Origin of the sequence: Methylobacterium nigriterrae (assembly GCF_037106235.1) — a bacterium.
GTDB classification, from domain to species: Bacteria; Pseudomonadota; Alphaproteobacteria; order Rhizobiales; family Beijerinckiaceae; genus Methylobacterium; species Methylobacterium nigriterrae.
This window is the reverse complement of sequence record NZ_JBAWTG010000002.1, coordinates 83630-107388: the sequence shown is the minus strand read 5'-3', so window position 1 is coordinate 107388 and position 23759 is coordinate 83630. Positions and strand designations below refer to the sequence as shown.

General features: G+C 69.3%; 26 protein-coding genes and 1 pseudogene. 14 read left to right on the top strand and 13 right to left on the bottom strand.

Annotation, left to right across the window (positions count from 1 at the left end; all coding sequences use genetic code 11):
* Positions 1 to 98: 98 nt before the first annotated feature.
* From WDW90_RS02110 to WDW90_RS02075, 8 genes and pseudogenes are all read left to right on the top strand, one after another.
* A pseudogene (locus tag WDW90_RS02110) lies at positions 99 to 1277 on the top strand (malate--CoA ligase subunit beta); the annotation flags it as partial.
* A gap of 24 nt (positions 1278 to 1301) precedes the next feature.
* Positions 1302 to 2195: a succinate--CoA ligase subunit alpha gene (gene sucD, locus WDW90_RS02105; RefSeq protein WP_336485606.1), complete on the top strand. Its 894-nt coding sequence runs from the start codon at positions 1302 to 1304 to the stop codon at positions 2193 to 2195.
* Between the two features lie 61 nt (positions 2196 to 2256).
* Positions 2257 to 5019: a phosphoenolpyruvate carboxylase gene (locus tag WDW90_RS02100; protein ID WP_336485605.1), complete on the top strand. Its 2763-nt coding sequence runs from the start codon at positions 2257 to 2259 to the stop codon at positions 5017 to 5019.
* A gap of 133 nt (positions 5020 to 5152) precedes the next feature.
* Complete coding sequence (locus tag WDW90_RS02095) at positions 5153 to 6127, top strand: HpcH/HpaI aldolase/citrate lyase family protein (protein ID WP_336485604.1); 975 nt, start codon at positions 5153 to 5155, stop codon at positions 6125 to 6127.
* Positions 6128 to 6443: 316 nt separating this feature from the next.
* Positions 6444 to 6746, top strand: coding sequence for a hypothetical protein (locus WDW90_RS02090; RefSeq protein ID WP_336485603.1), 303 nt, complete (start codon positions 6444 to 6446; stop codon positions 6744 to 6746).
* A gap of 51 nt (positions 6747 to 6797) precedes the next feature.
* Positions 6798 to 7232 (top strand): GlcG/HbpS family heme-binding protein, encoded by a 435-nt coding sequence (locus tag WDW90_RS02085; RefSeq protein WP_336485602.1) that lies wholly within the window; start codon positions 6798 to 6800, stop codon positions 7230 to 7232.
* A gap of 128 nt (positions 7233 to 7360) precedes the next feature.
* Complete coding sequence (locus WDW90_RS02080) at positions 7361 to 7537, top strand: hypothetical protein (protein WP_336485601.1); 177 nt, start codon at positions 7361 to 7363, stop codon at positions 7535 to 7537.
* Between the two features lie 220 nt (positions 7538 to 7757).
* On the top strand, positions 7758 to 7979 hold the full coding sequence (locus tag WDW90_RS02075; RefSeq protein WP_336485600.1) for a hypothetical protein: 222 nt from the start codon (positions 7758 to 7760) through the stop codon (positions 7977 to 7979).
* 13 nt (positions 7980 to 7992) lie between these two features.
* Here the strand turns inward: WDW90_RS02075 and WDW90_RS02070 are convergent, their stop codons facing one another.
* The 3 genes from WDW90_RS02070 to WDW90_RS02060 all read right to left on the bottom strand — a co-directional run bounded on the left by WDW90_RS02070 (position 7993) and on the right by WDW90_RS02060 (position 10650).
* On the bottom strand, positions 7993 to 8853 hold the full coding sequence (locus WDW90_RS02070) for a formate/nitrite transporter family protein (RefSeq protein WP_336485599.1): 861 nt from the start codon (positions 8851 to 8853) through the stop codon (positions 7993 to 7995).
* A gap of 53 nt (positions 8854 to 8906) precedes the next feature.
* A complete protein-coding gene (locus WDW90_RS02065) occupies positions 8907 to 9647 on the bottom strand; it encodes a competence/damage-inducible protein A (RefSeq protein ID WP_336485598.1) in 741 nt (246 codons plus the stop codon).
* 160 nt (positions 9648 to 9807) lie between these two features.
* Complete coding sequence (locus WDW90_RS02060; protein WP_336485597.1) at positions 9808 to 10650, bottom strand: FkbM family methyltransferase; 843 nt, start codon at positions 10648 to 10650, stop codon at positions 9808 to 9810.
* A gap of 115 nt (positions 10651 to 10765) precedes the next feature.
* Here WDW90_RS02060 and WDW90_RS02055 point away from each other — a divergent pair, with 115 nt between their 5' ends.
* A complete protein-coding gene (locus WDW90_RS02055; protein WP_336485596.1) occupies positions 10766 to 11530 on the top strand; it encodes an alpha/beta fold hydrolase in 765 nt (254 codons plus the stop codon).
* 3 nt (positions 11531 to 11533) lie between these two features.
* On the opposite strand, the gene WDW90_RS02050 is transcribed toward WDW90_RS02055, so the two are convergent.
* From WDW90_RS02050 to WDW90_RS02010, 9 genes are all read right to left on the bottom strand, one after another.
* Positions 11534 to 12295, bottom strand: coding sequence for an ABC transporter permease (locus tag WDW90_RS02050; RefSeq protein WP_336485595.1), 762 nt, complete (start codon positions 12293 to 12295; stop codon positions 11534 to 11536).
* Positions 12292 to 13218, bottom strand: a complete 927-nt coding sequence (locus tag WDW90_RS02045; protein ID WP_336485594.1) for an ABC transporter ATP-binding protein — start codon at positions 13216 to 13218, stop codon at positions 12292 to 12294. Before WDW90_RS02045 ends, WDW90_RS02050 begins: the two co-directional genes overlap by 4 nt.
* A gap of 144 nt (positions 13219 to 13362) precedes the next feature.
* Positions 13363 to 13848, bottom strand: coding sequence for a F0F1 ATP synthase subunit B family protein (locus WDW90_RS02040; protein WP_336485759.1), 486 nt, complete (start codon positions 13846 to 13848; stop codon positions 13363 to 13365).
* 19 nt (positions 13849 to 13867) lie between these two features.
* Entirely contained in the window at positions 13868 to 14449 is a 582-nt protein-coding gene (locus WDW90_RS02035; protein ID WP_336485593.1) for a F0F1 ATP synthase subunit B, read from the bottom strand.
* Positions 14450 to 14566: 117 nt separating this feature from the next.
* Positions 14567 to 14794, bottom strand: a complete 228-nt coding sequence (locus tag WDW90_RS02030; protein ID WP_007566773.1) for a F0F1 ATP synthase subunit C — start codon at positions 14792 to 14794, stop codon at positions 14567 to 14569.
* Positions 14795 to 14854: 60 nt separating this feature from the next.
* Positions 14855 to 15610 carry a F0F1 ATP synthase subunit A gene (locus tag WDW90_RS02025; protein WP_336485592.1) on the bottom strand — a complete coding sequence of 252 codons (756 nt, stop codon included), beginning with the start codon at positions 15608 to 15610 and terminating at the stop codon, positions 14855 to 14857.
* 80 nt (positions 15611 to 15690) lie between these two features.
* A complete protein-coding gene (locus WDW90_RS02020) occupies positions 15691 to 16071 on the bottom strand; it encodes an AtpZ/AtpI family protein (protein ID WP_336485591.1) in 381 nt (126 codons plus the stop codon).
* Positions 16072 to 16304: 233 nt separating this feature from the next.
* On the bottom strand, positions 16305 to 16958 hold the full coding sequence (locus WDW90_RS02015) for a thioredoxin domain-containing protein (protein ID WP_336485590.1): 654 nt from the start codon (positions 16956 to 16958) through the stop codon (positions 16305 to 16307).
* 105 nt (positions 16959 to 17063) lie between these two features.
* Entirely contained in the window at positions 17064 to 17549 is a 486-nt protein-coding gene (locus tag WDW90_RS02010; RefSeq protein WP_336485589.1) for a DUF721 domain-containing protein, read from the bottom strand.
* Positions 17550 to 17654: 105 nt separating this feature from the next.
* On the opposite strand from WDW90_RS02010, the gene mutY reads away from it, so the two are divergent.
* Complete coding sequence (gene mutY, locus WDW90_RS02005) at positions 17655 to 18995, top strand: A/G-specific adenine glycosylase (RefSeq protein WP_336485588.1); 1341 nt, start codon at positions 17655 to 17657, stop codon at positions 18993 to 18995.
* A 16-nt stretch (positions 18996 to 19011) separates the two neighbouring features.
* Here the strand turns inward: mutY and WDW90_RS02000 are convergent, their stop codons facing one another.
* Complete coding sequence (locus WDW90_RS02000) at positions 19012 to 20202, bottom strand: site-specific DNA-methyltransferase (protein ID WP_336485587.1); 1191 nt, start codon at positions 20200 to 20202, stop codon at positions 19012 to 19014.
* A 613-nt stretch (positions 20203 to 20815) separates the two neighbouring features.
* Here WDW90_RS02000 and WDW90_RS01995 point away from each other — a divergent pair.
* From WDW90_RS01995 to WDW90_RS01980, 4 genes are all read left to right on the top strand, one after another.
* The gene (locus tag WDW90_RS01995; protein WP_336485758.1) at positions 20816 to 21163 is read left to right on the top strand and encodes a septal ring lytic transglycosylase RlpA family protein; all 348 of its coding nucleotides are present in this window, start codon (positions 20816 to 20818) and stop codon (positions 21161 to 21163) included.
* 80 nt (positions 21164 to 21243) lie between these two features.
* Positions 21244 to 21558: a polyhydroxyalkanoic acid system family protein gene (locus WDW90_RS01990; protein WP_336485586.1), complete on the top strand. Its 315-nt coding sequence runs from the start codon at positions 21244 to 21246 to the stop codon at positions 21556 to 21558.
* Between the two features lie 73 nt (positions 21559 to 21631).
* Positions 21632 to 21850, top strand: coding sequence for a hypothetical protein (locus tag WDW90_RS01985; RefSeq protein ID WP_336485585.1), 219 nt, complete (start codon positions 21632 to 21634; stop codon positions 21848 to 21850).
* 52 nt (positions 21851 to 21902) lie between these two features.
* Positions 21903 to 23717: an ABC-F family ATP-binding cassette domain-containing protein gene (locus WDW90_RS01980; RefSeq protein WP_336485584.1), complete on the top strand. Its 1815-nt coding sequence runs from the start codon at positions 21903 to 21905 to the stop codon at positions 23715 to 23717.
* The last annotated feature ends 42 nt before the right edge of the window (positions 23718 to 23759 follow it).

The following is a 23759-nucleotide window of genomic DNA, read 5'->3' as shown; positions in this document are numbered from 1 at the left end:
ACTTAAAGAGGATGCAAAAAAATATAAATGCAGGAGTGCTTCCCGTGAAATGAAATTTACGGGATGATCGCCTCCAAGGAAACGCGACAAGGAGGTCTCAGATGGACGTTCACGAGTATCAAGCCAAAGAGCTGCTCGCGAGCTTCGGCGTCGCCGTGCCGAAAGGGGCCGTGGCCTTCAGCCCGGACCAGGCGGTCTACGCGGCGACCGAGCTCGGCGGCTCGTTCTGGGCCGTGAAGGCGCAGATCCACGCGGGCGCCCGCGGCAAGGCCGGCGGGATCAAGCTCTGCCGCACCTACAACGAGGTGCGCGATGCCGCCAAGGAACTGCTCGGCAAGCGCCTCGTGACGATCCAGACCGGCTCGGAGGGCAAGCCCGTCCAGCGCGTCTACGTCGAGACCGCCGACCCGTTCGAGCGCGAGCTCTATCTCGGCTACGTGCTCGACCGGAAGGCCGAGCGCGTGCGCGTCATCGCGAGCCAGCGCGGCGGCATGGACATCGAGGAGATCGCAGCCAAGGAGCCCGAGGCCCTGATCCAGGTGGTCGTGGAGCCGGCCGTCGGCCTGCAGCAGTTCCAGGCCCGCGAGATCGCCTTCCAGCTCGGCCTCAACATCAAGCAGGTCTCGGCCGCGGTGAAGACGATCATGAACGCCTACCGGGCGTTCCGCGACTGCGACGGCACCATGCTGGAGATCAACCCGCTCGTCGTCACCAGGGACGACCGCGTCCTGGCGCTCGACGCCAAGATGTCCTTCGACGACAACGCCATGTTCCGCCGCCGCAACATCGCGGACATGCACGATCCCTCGCAGAGCGACCCGCGCGAGGCGCAGGCCGCCGAGCACAACCTCAACTACATTGGCCTCGAGGGCGAGATCGGCTGCATCGTCAACGGCGCGGGCCTCGCCATGGCGACGATGGACATGATCAAGCACGCGGGCGGCGAGCCGGCGAACTTCCTCGACGTCGGTGGCGGCGCCTCGCCCGAGCGCGTCGCCACGGCGTTCCGGCTGGTGCTCTCCGACCGCAACGTCAAGGCGATCCTCGTCAACATCTTCGCGGGCATCAACCGCTGCGACTGGATCGCCGAGGGCGTCGTGAAGGCCGCCCGCGAGGTGAAGATCGACGTGCCGCTCGTCGTCCGGCTCGCCGGCACCAATGTCGAGGCCGGCCAGAAGATCCTGGCCGAGAGCGGGCTCGACCTCATCACAGCCGACACCCTGACGGACGCCGCCCGGAAGGCCGTCACGGCCTGCAACGGCGCCAAGGCCGCCTGAGCCCGGACCGGAGGAGATCCCATCATGAGCATTCTCATCGACGAGAAGACCCCGATCCTCGTCCAGGGCATCACGGGCGACAAGGGCACCTTCCACGCCCAGGAGATGATCGCCTACGGCTCGAACGTCGTCGGCGGCGTCACCCCCGGCAAGGGCGGCAAGACCCATGTCGGCGTGCCGGTCTTCAACACCGTCAAGGACGCGGTGCGCGAGACCGGGGCCACCACCTCGATCACCTTCGTGGCGCCCCCCTTCGCGGCGGATGCCATCATGGAGGCGGCCGATGCCGGCATCCGGCTGATCTGCTCGATCACCGACGGCATCCCGGCCCAGGACATGATGCGGGTGAAGCGCTACCTGATGCGCTATCCCCGCGAGCGCCGCTCGATGGTGGTCGGCCCGAACTGCGCCGGCATCATCTCGCCCGGCAAGTCGATGCTCGGCATCATGCCCGGCCACATCTACCTGCAGGGCAATGTCGGCATCATCTCGCGCTCGGGCACGCTCGGCTACGAGGCCGCCTCGCAGATGATGGCCCAGAACATCGGCGTCTCGACCTCGGTCGGCATCGGCGGCGACCCGATCAACGGCTCCTCCTTCCTCGACCACCTCGCCCTGTTCGAGCAGGATCCGGACACTCACGCGGTGCTGATGATCGGCGAGATCGGCGGCCCCCAGGAGGCCGAGGCCTCGGCCTGGATCAAGCAGAACATGTCGAAGCCCGTGATCGGGTTCGTGGCGGGGCTCACCGCCCCGAAGGGCCGCCGCATGGGCCATGCCGGCGCGATCATCTCGGCCACCGGCGACAGCGCCGCCGAGAAGGCCGAGATCATGCGCTCCTACGGCCTGACGGTGGCGCCGGATCCGGGCTCCTTCGGCACCACCGTCGCACAGGTGATGAGCAGGCGCGCGGCGTAGGCGCTCATTCCCTCCCCGCAAGGGGAGGAGAGCGTCCGTCGCGCGGGAGGCACGAACAGCCATGACCCATACCCTGCACGCCTCGCCGGGCGCCGCGGTCGACCCGATCTTCGCGCCCCCGGTGATCACCGGCACCTCCTCGAAGGAGGCGCTCGACATCCTGTTCCACGCGCTGCTCGAGGTCGCGCGCCGCCACGAGCCCGAGCTCGAGGCGGTTCTGCACGGCAACGCCAACATCTCGGAATTCTCGCCCGAGCTCCTCGCGCGCGCGCTCCAGGTGCAGGGGATCTGGTTCCAGCTGCTCTCGATCGCCGAGCAGAACGCGGCCATGCGCCGGCGCCGGCACATCGAGCGCAACGAGGGCCGCGAGGCGCTCGGCAGCAGCTTCAGCAAGATCCTGGCGGAGGCCGCCGCGAGCGGCATCGGGCCCCGGGAGATCCACGCCCTCCTCAAGGACCTGCGCATCCGCCCGACCATCACGGCGCACCCCACCGAGGGCAAGCGCGTCACCGTGCTGGAGAAGTTCCGCCGCATCTACCTGCTGCTGCGCGAGCTCGAATTGCCGCGCTGGACCGAGCGCGAGCGCAACGGCCTGATGAACGACCTGCGCGACCAGATCGAGCTCGTCTGGATGACGGGCGAGCTGCATCTGGAGAAGCCGACCGTCGAGCGCGAGGTCGCCTGGGGCCTGCACTTCTTCGACGAGACCCTGTTCGAGATGCTGCCCGAGGTCCTCTATTCCCTGGAGGAGAGCCTCGCGCTCTACTACCCGGACGAGCGGTTCGAGGTGCCGGCCTTCTTCCAGTTCGGCTCCTGGATCGGCGGCGACCGGGACGGCAACCCCTACGTCACCGCCGGCGTCACCCGGACGACGCTCCAGCGCAACGCGCTCGCCTCGCTGCGGCGCTATCGCGACGGCGTGAACGGGCTCGGCCGCATGCTCTCGCTCACCGAGCGCTCGCTGCCGGTGCCCGAGAGCTTCCGCCGCGAACTGGCGCACCTCTTGGCCGAGAGCGGCGACGCGCGGGCAATCGCCGGCCGCAATCCGGGCGAGGCCTTCCGGCAGTTCCTGACCTGCATCCTGCGCAAGATCGAGGCGACGATCGCGCGCAACGAGGGCGCGAAGTCGACGGGGCCGGATTATCCGAGCGCCGACGGCCTCATCAACGACCTGCGGATCCTGGAGCAGGGGTTGATCGACTCGCGATGCGCCTCGCTGGCGATCGACCTCGTGCGGCCGGTGCGGCGCATGGTCGAGATCTTCCGCTTCTCCACCGTGCGGCTGGATCTGCGCGAGAACAGCACCCGCACGACGCTGGCGCTCCAGGCCCTCTGGCGCCAGCAGCACGGCGAGGGCAAGACCCCGCCGGAGGTCGAGGCGCCCGAGTGGAAGGCGTGGCTCATCGCCGAGCTCGCCAAGCCCCGCAACCCCGACCGCTCCTTCGACGACTTGCCCGACGACGCGCGCGAGACGCTCGAGACCTTCGCGCTCGTCGGCGAGATGCGCGAGCAGCTCGACCGCGAGGCCTTCGGCGCCTTCATCCTGTCGATGACCCGCTCGGTGCCCGACATCCTCGGCGCCTATCTGCTGGCCAAGGAGGCCGGCATCTTCCTCGACACGGCGGGCACCGAGATCTGCCCGCTGCCGATCGTGCCGCTGTTCGAGACGATCGACGACCTGCGCGCCGCGCCCGTCATCATGAAGGAGTTGCTCTCGATTCCCGTCGTGCGCCGTTCCACCCGCTGGCAGGGCGGCGTGCAGGAGGTGATGATCGGCTACTCGGACTCGAACAAGGACGGCGGCTTCGTCGCCTCGAACTGGGAGCTCTACAAGGCGCAGTCGAAGCTCACGGTCCTCGGCAAGCATCTCGGCGTGCCGATCGCCTTCTTCCACGGCCGCGGCGGCTCGGTGAGCCGCGGCGGCGCCCCGACCGCGCGCGCCATCGCGGCGCAGCCGCCGGGCTCGATCAACGGGCGCTTCCGCACGACCGAGCAGGGCGAGGTGGTCTCGTTCAAGTACGCCAACCGCGGCACGGCCGCCTACCAGATGGAGCTTCTCGCCTCCTCGGTCTTCGAGCACGCGCTGAAATCCGAGCGCGAGGCCGCTTCCCTGCCGCGGGCCGAGTTCGACGACGTGCTGGAGGCCTTCTCGGGCGCGTCGCGCGCCGCCTACGTCAACCTGATCCAGCACCCCGACCTCGTCACCTATTTCAGCTGCGCGAGCCCGCTGGACGAGATCGCGCTCCTCAACATCGGCTCGCGGCCGGCCCGGCGCTTCGGCGCCCGCTCGCTCGGGGATCTCCGGGCGATCCCCTGGGTGTTCGCCTGGGCGCAGAACCGCCACGTCATCACGGGCTGGTACGGCGTCGGCTCGGGGCTGAAGAGCTTCATCGACGTGCGGGGCGCGCAGGGGGAGGCGCAGCTCCGGCGCATGTTCCGGGAGTCGCGCCTGTTCCGGCTCATCCTCGACGAGGTCGAGAAGACTCTCCTGATGGTCGATCTCGAGATCGCCCGCGACTACGCGGGCCTCGTCCCGGACGAGGGCGCGCGCGAGACCATCTTCGGGATGATCGAGGCGGAGTACCGGCTCACCCGCGAGATGGCGTTGCGCGTCAGCGGCGACCGCGAGGTGGCCGAGCGCTTCCCCCTGTTCCGCGACCGCCTGAACGAGCGCCTGCCGACCATCAACCAGGTCAGCCGCGAGCAGGTGGAGCTCCTGCGCCGCTTCCGCAGCGAGCCCGACGAGGATCAGCGCGAGGCGGTGAAATCCGCCCTGCTCCTGTCGATCAACTGCATCGCGGTCGGCTTCGGCGCGACGGGCTGATGCGAACGATCGGGCGGCCCTGTCTCAGGGGGCGCCGCCGCCCGTGTTGAAGTGCAGGCGTGCCGCGCCCTAGCTGCGCGCCTGACGCCGAGACCCCAGACGAGACCCAAGCAAGACCCCAAGGAGGACCCCGATGAGCTTCACCCTGATCCAGCAGGCCACCCCGCGCCTGCACCGCTCGGAACTCGCGGTTCCCGGCTCGAACCCGACCTTCATGGAGAAGTCGGCCTCGTCCGCCGCGGACGTGATCTTCCTCGACCTTGAGGACGCGGTCGCGCCCGACGACAAGGAGAAGGCCCGCACCAACATCATCCAGGCGCTCAACGAGATCGACTGGGGCAGCAAGACCATGATGATCCGCATCAACGGTCTCGACACCCACTACATGTACCGGGACGTCGTCGACATCGTCGAGGCCTGTCCGCGGCTGGACATGATCCTGATCCCCAAGGTCGGCGTGCCGGCCGACGTCTACGCCATCGACGTGCTGGTCACCCAGATCGAACAGGCCAAGAAGCGCGAGAAGAAGATCGGCTTCGAGGTGCTGATCGAGACAGCGCTCGGCATGGCCAATGTCGAGGCGATCGCCCAGTCCTCGAAGCGGCTCGAGGCCATGTCCTTCGGCGTGGCCGACTACGCGGCCTCCGCCCGCGCCCGCTCGACCGTGATCGGCGGCGTGAACCCGGATTACAGCGTGCTCACCGACAAGGACGAGGCCGGCGGCCGCCAGACCCACTGGCAGGATCCGTGGCTCTTCGCCCAGAACCGCATGCTGGTGGCCTGCCGCGCCTACGGCCTGCGTCCGATCGACGGCCCCTTCGGCGACTTCTCCGACAAGGACGGCTACGTCTCGGCGGCCAAGCGCTGCGCGGCGCTCGGCTTCGAGGGCAAGTGGGCGATCCACCCGACCCAGATCGAGCTCGCCAACGAGGTCTTCACGCCCTCCGAGGCCGAGGTCACCAAGGCCCGCCGCATCCTCGAAGCGATGGAGGAGGCGGCACGCGCCGGCCGCGGCGCCGTCTCGCTCGACGGCCGCCTCATCGACATCGCCTCGATCCGCATGGCCGAGGCGCTGATCGAGAAGGCCAACGCGATGGCGGCGAAGTAAGGGAGCGACCCCTCCCGGCTGATCCGCGCCACCTCTCCCGCTCGGACCTGCCGAGCCACGCCGAAGTCGTCGGTGCAGGGCTCGATGGTTCCCAAGGTCCGGCGCGGGTCCCCTCTCCCGTGCGGGAGAGGGTTGGGGTGAGGGGTGCGACCTCTCCGGAGACGGCAAACCCCTCACCCGGTCCGCGTTCAGCGGACTCGACCTCTCCCGCACGGGAGAGGTGGGTTGGCTTGGCGCGTCCGCCCGCGCGAGGCAGGCTCGGCGCATCCCGCCGGGACGAGCCTCGTCCGGCAGGCGGGGCGTGCAGGAGCCGCCCATGCATCTCTCAGCGTTGCAGGCCTCGAGCCTCGATCCCCTCGTCACCCTCGGGGTCGTCCTCGCCACCGCGGTGACGGATGCGGCCTACGTGTTCTTCAACGCGGCGGTCGGCGCCCGGCATCGCGTCCGCGCCGCGAACTGGAGCGCGGTCTGGTACCTGCTCTCCGCATTCGCGGTCATCAACTACACGCAGAACGCGCTCTACGTGCTGTTCGCGGCGCTCGGCTCCTGGCTCGGCGCCTACGCCTCCGTGACATGGCTGGCCCGCCGTCCCGATGACGGAACCGGCCGCCATATCTAGCCTTTCCCGCAACGCCGCGCCCGACGCGGCCAAGCCCACAGGAGACCCGCCATGCACGTGACGATCGAGGACGCGCACAAGGCCATCGAGGCTGCCCGCGCCAAGGCGGTGGAGCTCGGCACACAGATGTGCATCGCCGTCGTGGATTCCGGCGGCAACCTGAAGGCCTTCTACCGGATGGACGACGCCTGGGTCGGCTCCATCGACATCTCGCAGAAGAAGGCCAAGACCTCCCTGTTCTTCGGCATGCCGACCGGGGCCATCGGCAAGCTCTCGCAGCCGGGCGGTCCCCTCTACGGCATCGAGCACTCGAATGACGGCCTCATCACCTTTCCGGGCGGCATCCCGATCGTCGACTCGGACGGGGTGATGTCGGGCGCCATCGGGGTCAGCGGATCGACCGTCGAGAACGATCACGCGGTCGCCGAGGCGGGCGCCAGAGCCATCGGGGCGACGGAGCTGCCGGCGCATCCCTGGCGGACCTGACCCGCCGCGCGGCCGCCCGACCGATTCGTTGCCGATCCGAGATCCCGGCGCCTCCGAGAAAACCTGCGGTTAAGCATGAGCCCCTATCACCGGCAGGTGATCCGCCGCAGGGGAGACGAGGAGCGCCGATGACCCGGGAACAACTCGCAGCCGCGCTGAGGCGGCTCGCCGCCTCGCAGGTCGAGGACATCGAGCGTGCGGTCAAGGACGGTCACAAGACCATCGCGCTGAACGAACTCGCCGACCTCAACCGCCAGCTCAAGGCCTTCGCCACCGCCCTCAAGAAGGCCCCGGCGCGGGCATGACGCGGGAGGGGCGCCCGACGGGGCGGCCTTCCCGCACGGGCAGCTTGCGGATCGCGGTGGCGCTCAGCCTTCGGAAACACAACGCTTTCCCTTCCGAAACGGCGGCGCCGCGCCCGCAACCGCCATCGGGCGATGAATAACAGCTTGTCGCCCGCGCGCCCTTGACCGAACCACCCGCGCCGTGGCGTGTTCTTGTTCTGTTCTCCAGACAGGACCTGCCATGCCTCCGCGACCGAGCGCCGAAACCTCTCAATCGCCGACCGTGGAGGCCATCGCGGCCGCCTATCTGGAGGCGGCGCAGGGTGACGCCTCGGCGGCGATCCGGGCCATCATCCGCGATGCGCTGACCGACCTCTGCGAGGCCGAGCGGCGGACGCTGCGCCGCGACCGGCTGATCTCGCGCGGCTACGTGCGGGGCATCTACGAATCGGACCGGGCCTGATCCGCCCGGTTCCTCAACGGGGCGAGGGCTCGTCCTCGACCTCGCGGTGCTCCTCGACCTCCGGCGCGACCTGCCCGAAATTGAGCACCGCCACCAGCGCGACGCCGCCGAAGACGTTGCCGACGAGGGTCGGCAGGAAGAACTTCGTCCCGTACTCGGCCAGCGTGGCGGTACCGTTCGCCACGAGGAAGAACGCCTCCACCGAGCCCGCGACGACGTGGGCGAGGCCGCACATCGAGACGAGCCAGGTCATCAGGAAGATCACGAACGGCGCCGCGCTGCCGGTCGCGGGCAGGATCCAGACCATCAGGGCGATCATCCAGCCGGCGAAGATCGCCTTGACGAGAGTCGTGCCGAACGGGAACGCGATGGCGTGGTGGCTGATCTCGGCGAAGGCCGCCGTGACCGCGGGCCCGAAGGCCTCCGAATGCGCCAGGACGGTCGCGATGGCGGCGGTCGCCAGGATGTTGCCGGTCAGGACGATCGCCCAGAGCCGCAGGACGCGCCACGCCGTCTTCATCGAGCGATCGTGCAGCAGCGGCAGGATCGGCGTGATGGTGTTCTCCGTGAACAATTGCTGGCGCCCCAGTACCACCACCAGGAAGCCCACCGCGTAGCCCATGCTGGTGATCAGCGCCGTCCATTCCGCCTCCGGCAGGTGCGCCTTCAGGACGCCCGGCACGATCAGCGAGAGCGCGATGCTCAGGCCCGCCGCGAAGGCCGAGAGGAACAGCGCGACACCGTGGCGGCGCAGCTCCTCGTCGCCCTCGCGCCGGATCACCTCGTGCAGCACGAGGGCGTCGGGCCGCCCGATCGCGTTGACGGCGTCGATCGTCTCGTCGCGCTTGGCGACCGCCTCGGCCCGGTCCGTCATGCTTCGCGTCCAACCCGTTGATTGCGCTGCCTCGATTCAGCAGGCCGCCGGCCCTACCCGCGCAGCCGCGCCAGGAGCGCCTCGATCTCGGCCCGCGCGCTGGCAACGGCCTGCCCATCCTTGCCACGCGCCACGATCCGGTTGAGAAAGCCCGTCTCCGTCATCGACGGATAGGAGCCGATCGAGACGCCGGGATGCAGGGCCGCGACGGCCGCGAGGTCGGACGCGTAGGCGCCCTCGGGCAGGTTGCCGGCCTCGACCGTCTCGGACACCACCCGCGCCCCGGTCGCGAGCGTCGGCCCGATCTGATCGAGCATGGCCTGCATGATCGCCGGCACGCCGGCCATCACGAAGACGTTGCCGATCCGGAATCCCGGCGCCTTCGAGATCGGGTTCGGGATGAGGTCGGCGCCGTCGGGAATGCGGGCCATGCGCAGGCGCGCGGCGTTGAGATCCTCCGGCTTGATCCGCTCGAGCAGCATCGCGCGGGCCCGCGGGTCGACGTCGATCGGCACGCCGAACGCCTCGGCCACGCAATCGGCCGTGATGTCGTCGTGGGTCGGGCCGATGCCGCCCGTGGTGAACAGGTAGGTGTAGCGCGCCCGCAGCGCGTTGACCGCCCCGACGATCATCGGCGCCTCGTCCGGCACGATGCGGACCTCGCGCAGGTCGATCCCGACCGCCGTCAGGTAGTCGGCGATGGTGCCGATGTTCCTGTCCTTGGTGCGCCCGGACAGGATCTCGTCGCCGATGACGAGGATGGCGGCGGTGACGGCGGTCGGATCGGTGCTCATGAAGGCCCGGGAGAGGTCGCGTGCGCTTCGCGCCGAGGAATGCGCTTGGCACCGAGGAATGCGCTTCGCGCCGAGGATTGCGCTTGGCGCCAATTAGTGCGCGCCCGGGACGGCGGCCATATGCGGCGGAGCCTGCGGGCGTCGTGCCCGGCCCGACCGGTCAGGCGCTCGCCGGCCGGGGACGCTCGAACACGAGGTTCAGCTGCGAGCGCGCGATCTCCCGGTAGCCGTAGCTGCCGAGAAGCCGCGGCAGGTCGAGCTGCCACTGGTCGATGCCGTTCTCGACGAGCAGCAGCGTCGGCAGGAGGGATTCGGGCGCCTCGCGCAGGAACGGTTCCAGGATCAGGTCCTCGGCCCCCTCGACGTCGAGCTTGACCGCGTCGATCCGGGTAATGCCCTCGTTGCGGACGAGGTCGAGCAGCGTCACGGCCGGCACCTTGATCTGCGCGCCCTCGTTCGTGCCGACGATCTTCAGGCTCGACTCGCCGCGGTTGCGCGGATCGATGAAGAGGGTGAGCTCGCCCGACTTGTCGGCCACCGCGCAGGCGACCGCCTTGACCGTGCCGAACGGGTTCTGGGCGATGTTGTAGGTCAGCCGGTCGAACACGTCGGGCTGCGGCTCGACCGCGAGGATGCGGGCGCGCGGCCCCGCGAAGGCCGCCACGAACAGCGCGTAGGCGCCGATATTCGAGCCGATGTCGAGGAAGACGCAGTCGGCCGGCAGCCGCGCCTTCAGGATGGCGCGCTCCTGGGGATCGAAGAATTGCGGCGTGAAGAGCACCTTCTTCTCGCAATTGTTGTTGTAGGGGTGCAGCCGCATCCGGGCGCCGAAACGCTCGACGTCGAGGGGGCGGCCCCGCAGCAGCGAGATCGCGATCCGGCGCAGCAGCAGGGCGAGCCGGCGCCCGCGCCAGGTTCCGGTCGCGATCCGGCCGGTGCGTTCCGCGATCCGGGCGACGAGGCCCGCGGGGGCGTAGGTTCCGTAGGGCTGGGTGTCCTTCATCGGCAGGCGTGATGCCAGCCAAGGTGTTCGCCTGCAAGCGGTTCCGCATTGCCCATGCGGGCGAAGCTGATCTAAGCGGGGCTCGGGGCGCGCGAGCCGAGGTGAAGACCGACCGATGCAGACCTTCGATTCCGACGGCGTGACCATCGCCTATATCGACGTTCCGGCCGTCCGGGGCGCCGGCGATCCGGTTCTCCTGATCCACGGCTTCGCCTCGAACCACGCGGTCAACTGGGTCAACACGCTCTGGGTGAGGACCCTCTCGCAGGCCGGCTACCGGGTGATCGCCCTCGACAACCGGGGCCACGGCGAGAGCGAGAAGCTCTACGATCCGGCCGCCTACAGCTCGGACGCGATGGCGGGCGACGCCGTGCGCCTGCTCGACCATCTCGGCATCGCGCGGGCCGACGTGATGGGCTACTCGATGGGCGCGCGCATCACCGCCTATCTCGCCCTCGATCACGCGAGCCGGCTGCGCTCGGCGCTGCTCGGCGGCCTCGGGATGCATCTCGTCGAGGGGCGGGGGCTGCCGAGCGGCATCGCCGAGGCGCTCGAGGCGCCGCCCGGCACGCCGGCGCCGAACCCGACCGCCCAGGCCTTCCGCCTCTTCGCCGAGCAGACGCGGAGCGACCTGCGCGCGCTCGCCGCTTGCATGCGCGGCTCGCGCCAGACCCTGTCGCGGGCGGAGGTGGCGCAGATCGAGCTGCCGACGCTCGTCTCCGTCGGCACCCTCGACACGGTGGCGGGATCCGCGAGCGGCCTCGCGGCCCTGATGCCGAACGCCCGGGCCCTCGAGATCCTCGACCGCGACCACAGCACCGCGGTCGGCGCCAAGCCCCACCGCGACGGCGTCCTGGCCTTCCTGGCCGCCCGGCCCTGAGGCTCAGCTCTTGAGGCGATAGCCCGTCCGGAACATCCAGGTGACGAGGCCGAGGCAGATCGCGAGGAACAGGAGCGTCATCGCCACGCTGACGCCGAGGCTCACGTCGGCCTTGCCGAAGAAGCTCCAGCGGAAGCCGCTGATCAGGTAGACGACCGGGTTGAACAGGCTCACGGCCCGCCAGAACGGCGGCAGCATCTCGATGGCGTAGAAGCTGCCGCCGAGAAAGGTCAGCGGGGTCACGATCAGGAGCGGCACGAGCTGCAGCTTCTCGAACCCGTCCGCCCACAGGCCGATGACGAAGCCGAACAGGCTGAAGGTCAGGGCCGTCAGCAGCAGGAAGGCCACCATCCAGACCGGGTGCTCGATCCGCAGCGGCACGAACAGCGCCGACGTCGCCAGGATGATGAGCCCGATCACGATCGACTTCGAGGCCGCCGCGCCGACATAGCCGAGCACCACCTCGACCGGCGAGATCGGGGCCGACAGGATTTCATAGATTGTTCCGGCAAAGCGCGGGAAGTAGATGCCGAAGGAGGCGTTCGCGATGCTCTGCGTGAGGAGCGAGAGCATCACGAGGCCCGGCACGATGAACAGCCCGTAGGGCACGCCGTCGACCACGTTCAGGCGCGAGCCGATCGCGGCGCCGAACACCACGAAGTAGAGCGAGGTCGAGATGACCGGCGCCAGGATGCTCTGCATCGCGGTGCGCCAGAAGCGCGCCATCTCGAAGCTGTAGATGGCGCGGATCGCCTGCCAGTTCATGCCCGCTCCCTGACGAGACCGACGAAGATGTCCTCGAGCGAGCTCTGGCTCGTCCGCAGGTCGCTGAAGCGGATGCCCGCGCTCGACAGGGCGGTGAGGAGGCCGGTGATCCCGGTCCGCTCGCCCTTGGTGTCGTAGGTGTAGACGAGCTCGCGCCCGTCGCTCGCGAGTTCGAGCCCGTGCCCGTCCAGGGCCGGCGGGATCTCGCCCAGGGGCGATTGCAGTTGCAGCGTCAGCTGCTTGCGGCCGAGCTTGCGCATCAGCTCCGCCTTCTCCTCGACGAGAATGATCTCGCCCCGCCGGATCACGCCGATCCGGTCGGCCATCTCCTCGGCCTCCTCGATGTAGTGGGTGGTGAGGATGACGGTGACGCCCCGGTCCCGGAGCTGGCGCACGAGGCGCCACATATCCTGGCGCAACTCCACGTCGACGCCCGCCGTCGGCTCGTCGAGGAAGAGGATGCGCGGCTCGTGGCTGAGCGCCTTGGCGATCAGCACGCGCCGCTTCATGCCTCCCGACAGGGTCATGATGCGGCTGTCGCGCTTCTCCCACAGGGAGAGATCTCGCAGCACCCGCTCGATATGGGCCGGGTCCTTGCGCAGGCCGAACAGCCCGCGGGTGAAGCTGACGGTGTTCCAGACGGATTCGAAGGCGTCCGTCGTGAGCTCCTGCGGCACGAGGCCGATGGCCCGGCGTGCGCCGCGATAGTCCGAGAGGATGTCGTGCCCGTCCGCCCGCACCGTGCCGGCACTCGGCGTGACGATGCCGCAGACGATGTTGATGAGCGTCGACTTGCCGGCGCCGTTCGGCCCGAGCAGGGCGAAGATCTCGCCGCGCGCGATCTCCAGGTTCACGTCGCGCAGCGCGACGAGCCCCGAGGCGTAGACCTTCGACAGATCGGCGATCGAGATGATCGGGGCCATGGCATTCCGCTGGAGCGGCGAGGACGCGCGGGCGCGGCGTCGCGCGGGGCGGCCCTATAGCATGGCCGGGGCCGGGACGGCGCCGAAACAGGCGCCAACGAAAAAAGCCGCCCGGGGGCGGCTTCGAATGCCGTGCGGTGCCAGTCAGGCCCGCAGGCGGTTCCGGACCTCGCCGAGGCTCAGCCGGACGAGGTCCTGGGCAGCCTCACCCTGCATCCGCTCGCGCAGGATCGTCTCGGAGACCTGGACCGCCGCGTCGGCAGCGGCAGCCCGGACCTGGGCGGCGGCCTGAGCCTCGGCCTGGGCGATCTTCGTCTCGGCCGCCCTGGTGCGGCGGGCGACGAAGTCGTTGAGGCGGGCATGACCCTCCTCGGCGGCGCGCTGGGCCTCCTCGCGGGCGCTGGCGACGATCGCCTCGGCCTCGCGCTCGGCCTCGGTGCGGCGGCGCTTGTAGTCGGCCAGCACCGCTGCGGCCTCCTCGCGCAGGCGGCGCGCCTCGTCGAGCTCGGCGCGGACGCGCTTCGCGCGGCCGTCGAGGCCCTTGGTCATCATGCCGAAGCCGCCGACCTTCCACACGATCGCCATGAAGACGACGAAGGCGACCGCGACCCAGAACTCTGCTGTCAGCAACATGCTCGTCGCTCCCGTATCAGTGCGCGGTCACGGCGCGGTCGAGCGCCCGGTCGAGGCTGGCCTGGTCCGGGGCCTGCCCCGTCAGGCGCTCGACGATGGCGGACGCCGTCTCGGACGCGATGCCACGGACATTGCTCATCGCGTCCTGGGTGCGGGTCCGGATGGTCGCCTCGGCGGCCGCGAGCTTCTGGTTCAGCTCGGCCTCGAGCGCCTTGCGCTTGGTCTCGGCCTCGGCGGTGAGCGCGTTGCGGGTCTCCTGCGCGATGTCGCGGGCCTTGCCCTGCGCGTCGCTGAGGGATTTCTCGTAGGCCGCGCCGGCCGTGTCGGCCTCGACTTTCATGCGCTGCGCCTCCTCGAGATCCGCCGAGAGGCGGTTCGAGCGCTCGTGCAGGATGGCCTGGATGCGCGGCAGCGCGACCTTGTCCATCAGGTAGTAGAGAAGACCGAACGAGAGCGCGAGCCAGAGCAGCTGCGACAGGAAGGTGTGGCTCTCGAAGGGGGGAAAGGCGGCGCCGTGCGGCGCGGGCTGCTTGGTGTGAGCGCCCACATGCGTGTCGGCGTTGGGCGAGGGTTGCGTGAGGGGGTTTGGCTGCGCCATGGCCTCGTCCGTGATCTTGAAAAAACGAGCGCTCCGCGTGTCCGGAGCGCTCTCCCGTGGCTCGCCGGCGTCCCCGCCGGGCTCCGCGGCCGTGCCGCGGAGGCCGCTGCTCGGGCCTTAGACGGCGAAGAGCAGGAGGAGGGCGATCAGCAGCGAGAAGATGCCGAGCGCTTCGGTGAGGGCGAAGCCCAGGAGCAGCGTCGCGCGCTGGCCGTCGGCCGCGGAGGGATTGCGAAGGGCGCCGGCGAGGAACTGACCGAACAGGTTGCCGAGGCCGATGCCCGCGCCCGCCATGCCGAGGCAGGCGAGGCCGGCGCCGATGTACTTCGCAGCGACGGGATCCATGAGTAACTCCTGATGTGTTCGAAGAACCGAGTGTTCGTTTTCGGCGGGATGAGCCGACCGTCAGTGGCCGGGGTGAAGGGCGTCGTTGAGGTAGATCGCGGTCAGCGTCGCGAAGACGTAGGCCTGGAGGGCCGCCACGAGGAACTCGAGGGCCGTGAGCGCGATCGTGAGTGCGAGCGGCAGGGGCGATAGCACGCTCCAGGCGCCGGCGGAAAGGAGGGCCGCCACGAAGAAGGCGAAGATCTTCATCGCGATGTGTCCGGCCAGGACGTTGGCGAACAGACGGACGGAAAGGCTGATCGGCCGCGAGATGAACGAGATGATCTCGATCGGCACCAGGATCGCCAGCAGCGGCTTCGGCACGCCCGACGGCACGAACAGCCCGAGGAAATGGGTGCCGTGCTTCATCAGGCCGTAGCCGATGACGACGCCGATCACGAGGGCGGCGAGCCCGAAGGTGATGATCAGGTGGCTGGTCACCGCGAAAGCGTACGGGATCATCCCGAACAGGTTCAGGATCAGCACGAACATGAAGAGCGAGAAGACGAGCGGCATGAACTTCTTGCCGCTGTCGCCGGTCGCCTGGTGCAGCGTGTCGGCGATGAACTCGTAGAAGACCTCCGCGAGCGACTGCATCCGGCCCGGCACCACCGAGCGATTGGCGGTCGCCACGATGGTGATCAGCGCGATGACGCCGACCGCGGCGAACATGTAGAGCGCCGATTGTGTGAAGGCGATCTGCTGGTTGCCGATGTGCCCGAGGGACACGAGCGGCTTCAGCTCGAACTGGTGGATCGGGTCTACATTGACCGCCATGCCCGCTTCCGTCCCCTGCCTGTCTCCGGGGAGCGCCGGGGATCATCCCTCGGCCCGCCTCCCGTGAAGCCTGTCTGCCTTTACGATCCCCCCCGGTCGCCCGATCCGGAGCGCGGCCCGCTGAAGCCGGACGCGCGCATCACGTTGTAGACGCCCGTGACGAAACCCAGCATGAGGAACACGATCAGGCCCCAGGGCTTAGTCCCCAGAAACCGATCGAAGATCCAGCCGAGGATTCCCCCCGCAATCACGCCCGCGACGAACTCGGTGGAGAGCTGCATCGCGCGCCCGAGAGGGGATGGCCCGTCCGACGACCCGGGACGCAAGGAAGGATCGGGAGAGGCCGATGGCCGCTTCCGGTCAATTTGCGTCTCGAGACGTTTGAGCCTCGCGGAGAGATCGCCGTCCGGTGCCGTTCCCCGCTCCCGCCCCCCCTCGTCCTTCGCGTCGTTGCCGCTCACGGCGATAACTCACATAGACGAGAGTGACAGAAACCCGCTGGAACGCCCCCTTCAGGCGCGGCGCACCATAGTTTCGCCCACCTTGGGTGTCAAGGCGATCGAGATATGCATTAAGTCATTGAAAGATATGAAATAATATTGTTTCGACGCGACTCCGCCGAAACGTTCTTGCATGACCGTCCGCGGCCCGTTTCCAGGCAGGCCGCGATCGCCTCCGAGCGGAGCTGGACCTGTCAGGCGCCCAGGATCGGCTTGATCACCTTCTCCATGCCCTCGATCGACATCTCGCCCTTATAGCGCTCGCCGTTGATGAAGAAGGTCGGGGTCGAATCCACCTTGAAGGTGTCGAGGCCGCGCTGCTTCACGGCGTTCACGGCGTTGTACAGCTTCTGATCCTTCAGGCAGGCCTCGAACTTCTCCTTCGAGAAGCCGGCTTGGCGGAGCATCTGTTCCAGCGCGTCGACGGGGGATTGCGGCTTCTGCACGAAGGCCCAGGTCGGCTGCTGGTCGAAGAGCAGGTCCGTGATCGGGTAGTACTTCGCATCGCCGTCGCAGCGCGCCAGCATGAAGGCGGCGGTGGCCAGCGGATCGAGCGGGAATTCCCGCAGGGTGAAGCGCACCTTGCCGGTGTCGATGTAGCGGGCCTTCAGCTCCGGCCAAGTCTGGCGGTGGAAGGCCGCGCAGTGCGAGCAGGTCATCGAGGCGTACTCGATGATCGTGCACTTGGCGTCCTTCGGCCCGAGCCAGACGTCGCCGAGAGGGCCCGGCTGCATCAGCGCCGCGACGTTCTCGCTCTGCGCTAGGGCCGAGAGGGACAGCTTCGGCAGGAGGATGGCCGCGCCGACCGCGAGGCCGGTGGCTTTCAGGGCGTCGCGCCGGGTGATCATGAGGTGCAAGCTCCGATAGACATCTCTCGGGATGTAGAGCTGCGGTAGAATTTCGGGCGCATCGTGGCAAGCCGCCTCGCTGTCGCCGCAGCCCGGCGCCACGCCTCAGCGCTTCGGGCGCGCCGCCACGACCGCCGTGCCGAGCCGGTCGAGGGCATCGCGCAGGGCCTCGTCCCCGATCCCCGAGACAGCCAGCGCCACCTCGCCGCGCCGCGCCGGATCGAGGATCGGTGCCTGCGCCCGGCGCGACGGCCGCGCGAGGCGGCCCTGCTGCATCACGATGCGTCCGACGCAGGCCCAGCCGTAATGGGCATTGATCCGCTCGATCACCACCGGCACGAGGTGCTGGAGCTCGATCGCGAAGACGCCCTCGACCCGAACGACCAGGGTGCCGGATTCGGGCCGCCCCTCCGGTTCCTTGCGCCGCCGCCGCGGCCATTCGAGCTTCGAGGGCTGGCAGTAACGGGCGAGCCGCGCGCCGACGATATCGGGCCAGGCCGCCAGGATGTCGGTCGAGGCGAAACCCTGCGCGGCAAAGGCGGGCCCGACGCAGGCCTCGATGAGTTCGGCAAGCGGTTTGACGCGCGCCATGCGGTGTTCGCGGCCCCGACCCGGAAAGGCCGCGATGATACGCCAAGCCGCGCCGCGACGGGAGCGCTTTGATCGGTCCGCGCGCCCGGCTATGCACGCATCCGCATGACAGCGCCCGATGCGACGAATCCGGGGCCTCGGGCCGCCGACCTCCTTGGCTGGTACGACCGGCATCGCCGTATCCTGCCCTGGCGCGCGCTTCCCGGCGAGCGGCCCGACCCGTACCGGGTCTGGCTCTCCGAGGTGATGCTGCAGCAGACCACCATCGCGGCGGTGAAGCCGTATTTCCACAGGTTCCTGGAGCGGTTCCCGGCCATCGACGCCCTGGCGGAGGCGCCCGAGGAAGCCGTCATGTCGGCATGGGCGGGCCTCGGCTACTACTCGCGGGCGCGCAACCTCCACGCCTGCGCCAAGGCCGTGGCCGCCGCGGGCCGCTTTCCGGACACGGCGGACGGCCTGCGCAGGCTTCCGGGCATCGGGGCCTACACGGCGGGCGCTATCGCGGCCATCGCCTTCGACCGGCCGGAGGCTGCCGTCGACGGCAATGTCGAGCGGGTGATGACGCGTCTCTTCGCTGTCGAGACTCCGCTTCCCGCGAGCCGTCCCGAGATCCGCAGGCTGACGCAGACGCTCGTCCCCGCCGACCGGCCCGGCGACTTCGCGCAGGGCCTGATGGATCTCGGCGCGACGATCTGCACGCCGAAGCGGCCGGTCTGCGCGCTCTGCCCCTGGATGGCGCCCTGCCGCGCCAGGTCGCTCGGCCTGCAGGAGACGTTTCCCCACAAGGTGAGGGCCGTGAAGGGCACCCTGCGGCGGGGCGCGGCCTTCGTGGTGCTGCGCAGCGGGGACGAGGCCGTCCTGCTGCGCACGCGCCCGGCGGGCGGCCTGCTCGGCGCCATGGCCGAGCCGCCGATGAGTTCATGGGAGCCGGACTACGATTCCGCCCAGGCGCTCCTCGATGCGCCGATCGATGCGCGCTGGAAGCGTCTGCCCGGCCTCGTGCGCCACGGCTTCACGCATTTTCCGCTCGAACTCACGGTGTTTCAGGCCCGCGTCGGCCTCGGCACGGCGGCGCCAGCGGGCATGCGATTCACCCCTCGGCGCGACCTCGACGAGGAGCCCCTGCCGGGTCTGATGAAGAAGATCCTCGCCCACGCCTTCGATCCGAGGCCGGAGACCACGAAGCCGCCGCGCGGGCGTCCGCGACAGGAGCCGGCGCCGGTCCCGCTCCTGGCCGCGGCCGAGCCGCCGCCGGATGCGCCTCCTCACGAGCCGAGCTTCCGGCCGGTGCCGAAGCCGAGGTCCGAACCTCGTCCGGCCGCGGATCGCTCCGCGGCCGAGCCGGACTTCGAGATCGCCGACGAGGTGTCGGATCAGCCGGTGCCGCCTCGTGCGGCCTCCCGGCCGAGGGCGACGGGCCGGCGGCCTCGCACTGCGAGGCGCTGAGGCGTGGATCCCCGCTTCAGGCGGCCGGGCCCATCTCGGCCCGCATGGCCGCCCGGAACGCGTCGATGACGACGCGGCGGCCGCTGCGCTCCACGTGCCAGAACTCCCAGCCGTTGCAGGCGGGAAGACCCTGCACCAGGGCACCGATCTTGTGGATCGAGCCCGTGGCGGGCCCGGCCATCAGGGTGCCGTCGGGCCGCACGACGGCCTTGAACCGGCCGCGGGCGTCGCTGAGCATCTCGCCGGGCCGGACATGCCCGGCCTCGATCACGCTGAGGAAGGGCACGCGCGGCTCGGCGCGCTTGGCCGGCGCGAGTGCGAGGGCCGCCTGGGAGAGCGGCTCGACCGCCTCGATCCGCGTGCGGGCGGCGTCCGCGTAGACGGTCTCGCGCTCGATGCCGATGAAGCGGCGCCCGAGGCGCTTGGCGACCGCGCCGGTCGTGCCGGTTCCGAAGAAGGGGTCGAGCACGACGTCGCCCGGGCTCGTCGCCGACAGGAGGGTCCGGGCGAGCAGCGCCTCGGGCTTCTGCGTCGGGTGGACCTTCTGGCCATGCGTGTCCTTCAGGCGCTCGTCGCCCGTGCAGAGCGGGATGAACCAGTCCGAGCGCATCTGAAGGTCTTCGTTGCCGCCCTTCAGCGCCTCGTAGTGGAACGTGTACTTCGCCTCGGGACTGCGCGATGCCCAGATCAGCGTCTCGTGCGCGTTGGTGAAGCGCTTGCCGCGGAAGTTCGGCATCGGGTTGGCTTTCCGCCAGACGACGTCGTTCAGGATCCAGAAACCAAGATCCTGCAAGGCGCTGCCGACGCGGAAGATGTTGTGGTACGAGCCGATGACCCACAGGGTGGCGTTCGGCTTCATCACCCGGCGGCAGGCCGTCAGCCAGGCGCGGGTGAAGGTATCGTACTGCGCAAGGCTCGCGAACTTGTCCCACTCGTCGTCGACGGCATCGACGCGGCTCTGGTCGGGACGCAGGAGCGAGCCCTCGCCGAGTTGGAGGTTGTAGGGCGGGTCGGCGAAAACGCAGTCGACGCTCGCGGCCGGTAGGCTGTCCATCGCGGCGATGCAATCGCCGACCAGAATTTCATCGAGGGGAAGACGCTGGACGACGGGTACGAGACCCATCCGTGGCGCCGACGCAAGCCGCCCGGTACGCGAGACTTGTTTCCGGGCGGCGGCGCCGGCGACCACGGTACGCGGGGAGGCCATGGCAAACACCGGTTACGCGACTGACCGGGGCACCATGCTGGCAGCAGGGTAAAGGTCGGGTTGCCGCGGCGAGCAAAATGCGTCTCGATTTGGGGCTGCAGTTTTTGCCGACTGGCCTGATTCTTCCTGTAGCAATCGCCGTCTGCATCGTTTCAAGTCATTGCGGATCAAGGATTTCACTTGATGCGACCGGCATGATGCTTTGGCCTTTCGTGCCGAGGCCCCGACCGCGCGCATCCCGCGACCGATCACCCACGCCTCGGCCTCGGTGCCCGGTCAAGCCTGGCGCCCGCTGGCATTCGCTGGCCCCGCGCTTCGGGCACTGAGCGAAAGGCTGGGTTTCGCTGAGCGCAGGTCTCGCCGTCTGCGCCCGAGGTTTCGTTGAGCTTCGCGTCCACTTGCGCCCAAAGTTGCGCGATGTATCGAGCTTCCCCTCCGAAGTACCCGCCATGAATTGAAAACTTATACAATACTTCGCCGCGTCGTCGTTCTCGATGTGGAGGGATCTAGCCGGAAATGCGGCATGCTGCGCCGCGATAAACGCGTCTCATTTTCGTCGATATTGGCTTCATTTTCCGCGGCATTCGCTAACAACAAGGGAATGCGGATTCACATGAAGCCTGTTCGTTGGACCGTCGCCGCCATCCTGGGAACCGTCATCTCCGTCGCCGCGCTGGACCAGGCCTCTGCCCAGAGCGGAGGTGCCTCCTGGTATGGGAGCGGGCACAGGACCGCCAACGGCGAGCGCTTCAATCCGAACGGGATGACCGCAGCTCATCGCAGCCTGCCCTTCGGCACCCGCGTCCGCGTCGAGAATCAGCGGACCGGCCGGTCCGTGGTGGTGCGCATCAACGATCGTGGGCCGTTCGTGCGCGGCCGCATCATCGACCTGTCTCGCGGCTCGGCCCGGGCGCTCGGGATGGGCGGCACCACCTACGTCTCCCTCCACGTGCTGGATTGATCGGGCGCGTGGCCGGCGTTGCCTGAGGCGCCGGCCACCCCCATCTGACGGGCCACGGAACGAAGGATGGTCCTCCCAAGATGGCAAAGCCCCTGATTGTCGAGATCCCGCACGACCTCGGCCGCGACGAGGCCCGGCGCCGCATCGAGACCGGCGTCGAGCAGGGGCGCGCGCTGCTTGCCAAGAGCGGCGTGACCATCGGCAATCTCGCCTGGACCGGAGATCGCCTCGACTTCGCCCTGTCCGCTCTCACCCAGAGCGTCGACGGCCAGATCGACGTGGGTCCCGAGAGCGTGCGCGTCGAGGTGCGGCTGCCGCTGCTGCTCGCGCTGTTTGCCGAGAAGATCCGCAAGTCGGTGGGCAAGGAGGGCAACCTGCTCCTCACCAAGAAGTAGGCTGGGCGGAACCGGCCCCGACCGGCGCCGTTGCCGACGAAACCGTTCAGCGGCTTCAGAGGAGCGTCCGTCCATGTCGAATCCAGGCCCGATCCCCGAGGCTCCCGTCCCCGAGACGCCCTACGAGCCGCCTCACACGCCGCAGCCGAGCCCGGGTCCGGAGATCCCCGGCGAGACGCCGCCGGAAGCCCCGGGCGGACGGCCGACCGAGGTGCCGATCAACGACCCGGGCACGTCGCCCCAGATCACGCCCGACCCGTCGCCGACCGGTCCAGCCAATCCGACCGCCTGAGAGCGGGCCACGGCATTTGTTCGCGGGCGTCGGCGCTGTCATAAGCCCGCGCATGGCCGCACCACCGCTTCTCACGCTTCAGGACGTCGCGCTCACCTTCGGCGGCACCCCGCTGATCGAGCGCGCCGAACTCACGATCTCTCCGGGCGAGCGGACCTGCCTCGTCGGCCGCAACGGCTCGGGCAAGTCGACCCTGATGCGTATCGCCGCCGGACTCGCCGAGCCCGATCGCGGCGTGCGCTTCATGCAGCCGGGCACGACGATCCGCTACCTGGCCCAGGAACCGGATTTCTCGGGCTTTGAGACCGCTCTGGCCTTCGTCGAGGCCGGCATGGCGCCCGGCAACGAGCACCACCGGGCCCGTTACCTGCTGGAGAGCCTCGGCCTCAGTGGGGCCGAGGATCCGTCCCGTCTCTCGGGCGGCGAAGGGCGGCGCGTCGCGCTTGCCCAGGCGCTGGCGCCCGAGCCCGATATCCTGCTCCTCGACGAGCCGACGAACCACCTCGACCTGCCCGCCATCGAGTGGCTGGAGGGCGAGTTGCAGGGCACGCGCGCGGCCCTCGTCCTGATCAGCCACGACCGCCGCTTCCTCTCGGCGCTCTCGCGCAGCACGGTCTGGCTCGACCGCGGCGTGACGCGGCGCATCGAGCAGGGATTCTCGACTTTCGAGGCGTGGCGCGACGCCTACTTCGAGGAGGAGGAGCGCGACCGGCACAAGCTCGACCGCAAGATCGCGGCCGAGGAGGATTGGCTCCGCTACGGCGTGACGGCGAGGCGCAAGCGCAACGTGCGGCGCCTCGGCAACCTGCATGATCTTCGCAAGCAGCGGCGCGAGGAGCGCCGGCCAATCGGGACGGTGAGCATGGCCTCCAGCGAGGCGGAAGCCTCCGGCTCGCTCGTGATCGAGGCGCGCGGCATCTCCAAGGCCTACGGCGAGCGGCGCATCGTCGACGGCTTGTCGCTGCGCGTGATGCGCGGCGACCGCCTCGGCATCGTCGGGGCGAACGGGGCCGGCAAGACGACGCTCGTCAATCTGCTCACCGGCACGCTCGCGCCGGATGCCGGTACGGTGCAGCTCGGCACCAACCTGAGGATGATGCTCCTCGATCAGGCGCGGGCCGTGCTCGAGCCGGGACAGACCGTGACCGAGGTCCTCACCGGCGGGCGCGGCGATACCGTCACGGTCGGCGGCCAGAACCGGCACGTGATCGGCTATCTCAAGGACTTCCTGTTCACCCCCGAGCAGGCGCGCACGCCGGTCAGCGTGCTCTCCGGTGGCGAGCGCAACCGGCTGTTGATCGCGCGCGCGCTGGCGCAGCCTGCCAATCTCCTCGTCCTCGACGAGCCGACGAACGACCTCGATCTCGAGACCCTCGATCTTCTCCAGGAGATGCTCGGCGACTACGCCGGCACGCTGATCCTCGTCAGCCACGATCGCGACTTCCTCGATCGTGTCGTCGGCAGCGTTCTGGTGAGCGAGGGGAAGGGGCGCTGGATCGAGTATGCGGGCGGTTACACCGACATGGTTGCGCAGCGCGGGGAGGGCGTTCAGGCCCGCGCAGCCAATCGCGGGCGCTCGGAGGCGCGCGAGAAGCCGCCGGTCATCGAGGCATCGGCCTCACCGACGCGCGCGAGGCTCGGGTTCAAGGAGCAGCACGAGCTCAAGACATTGCCGGCCCGGATCGAGAAACTCGAGGGCGCGATCGCGCAGCTCCGCGCGATCCTGGCGGATCCCGGCCTCTATGCCCGCGACCCGGCCCGGTTCGAGAAGGCCTCGGCTACGCTCGTCGAGGCCGAGACCGGCCTCGCCGCCGCGGAAGATCGGTGGCTCGCTCTCGAGATGCTGCGTGGGGCACAGGGGCAATGACCTTGGATCGTCCGGCCGACAGCCAGTGCGGCGGTTCTCCGC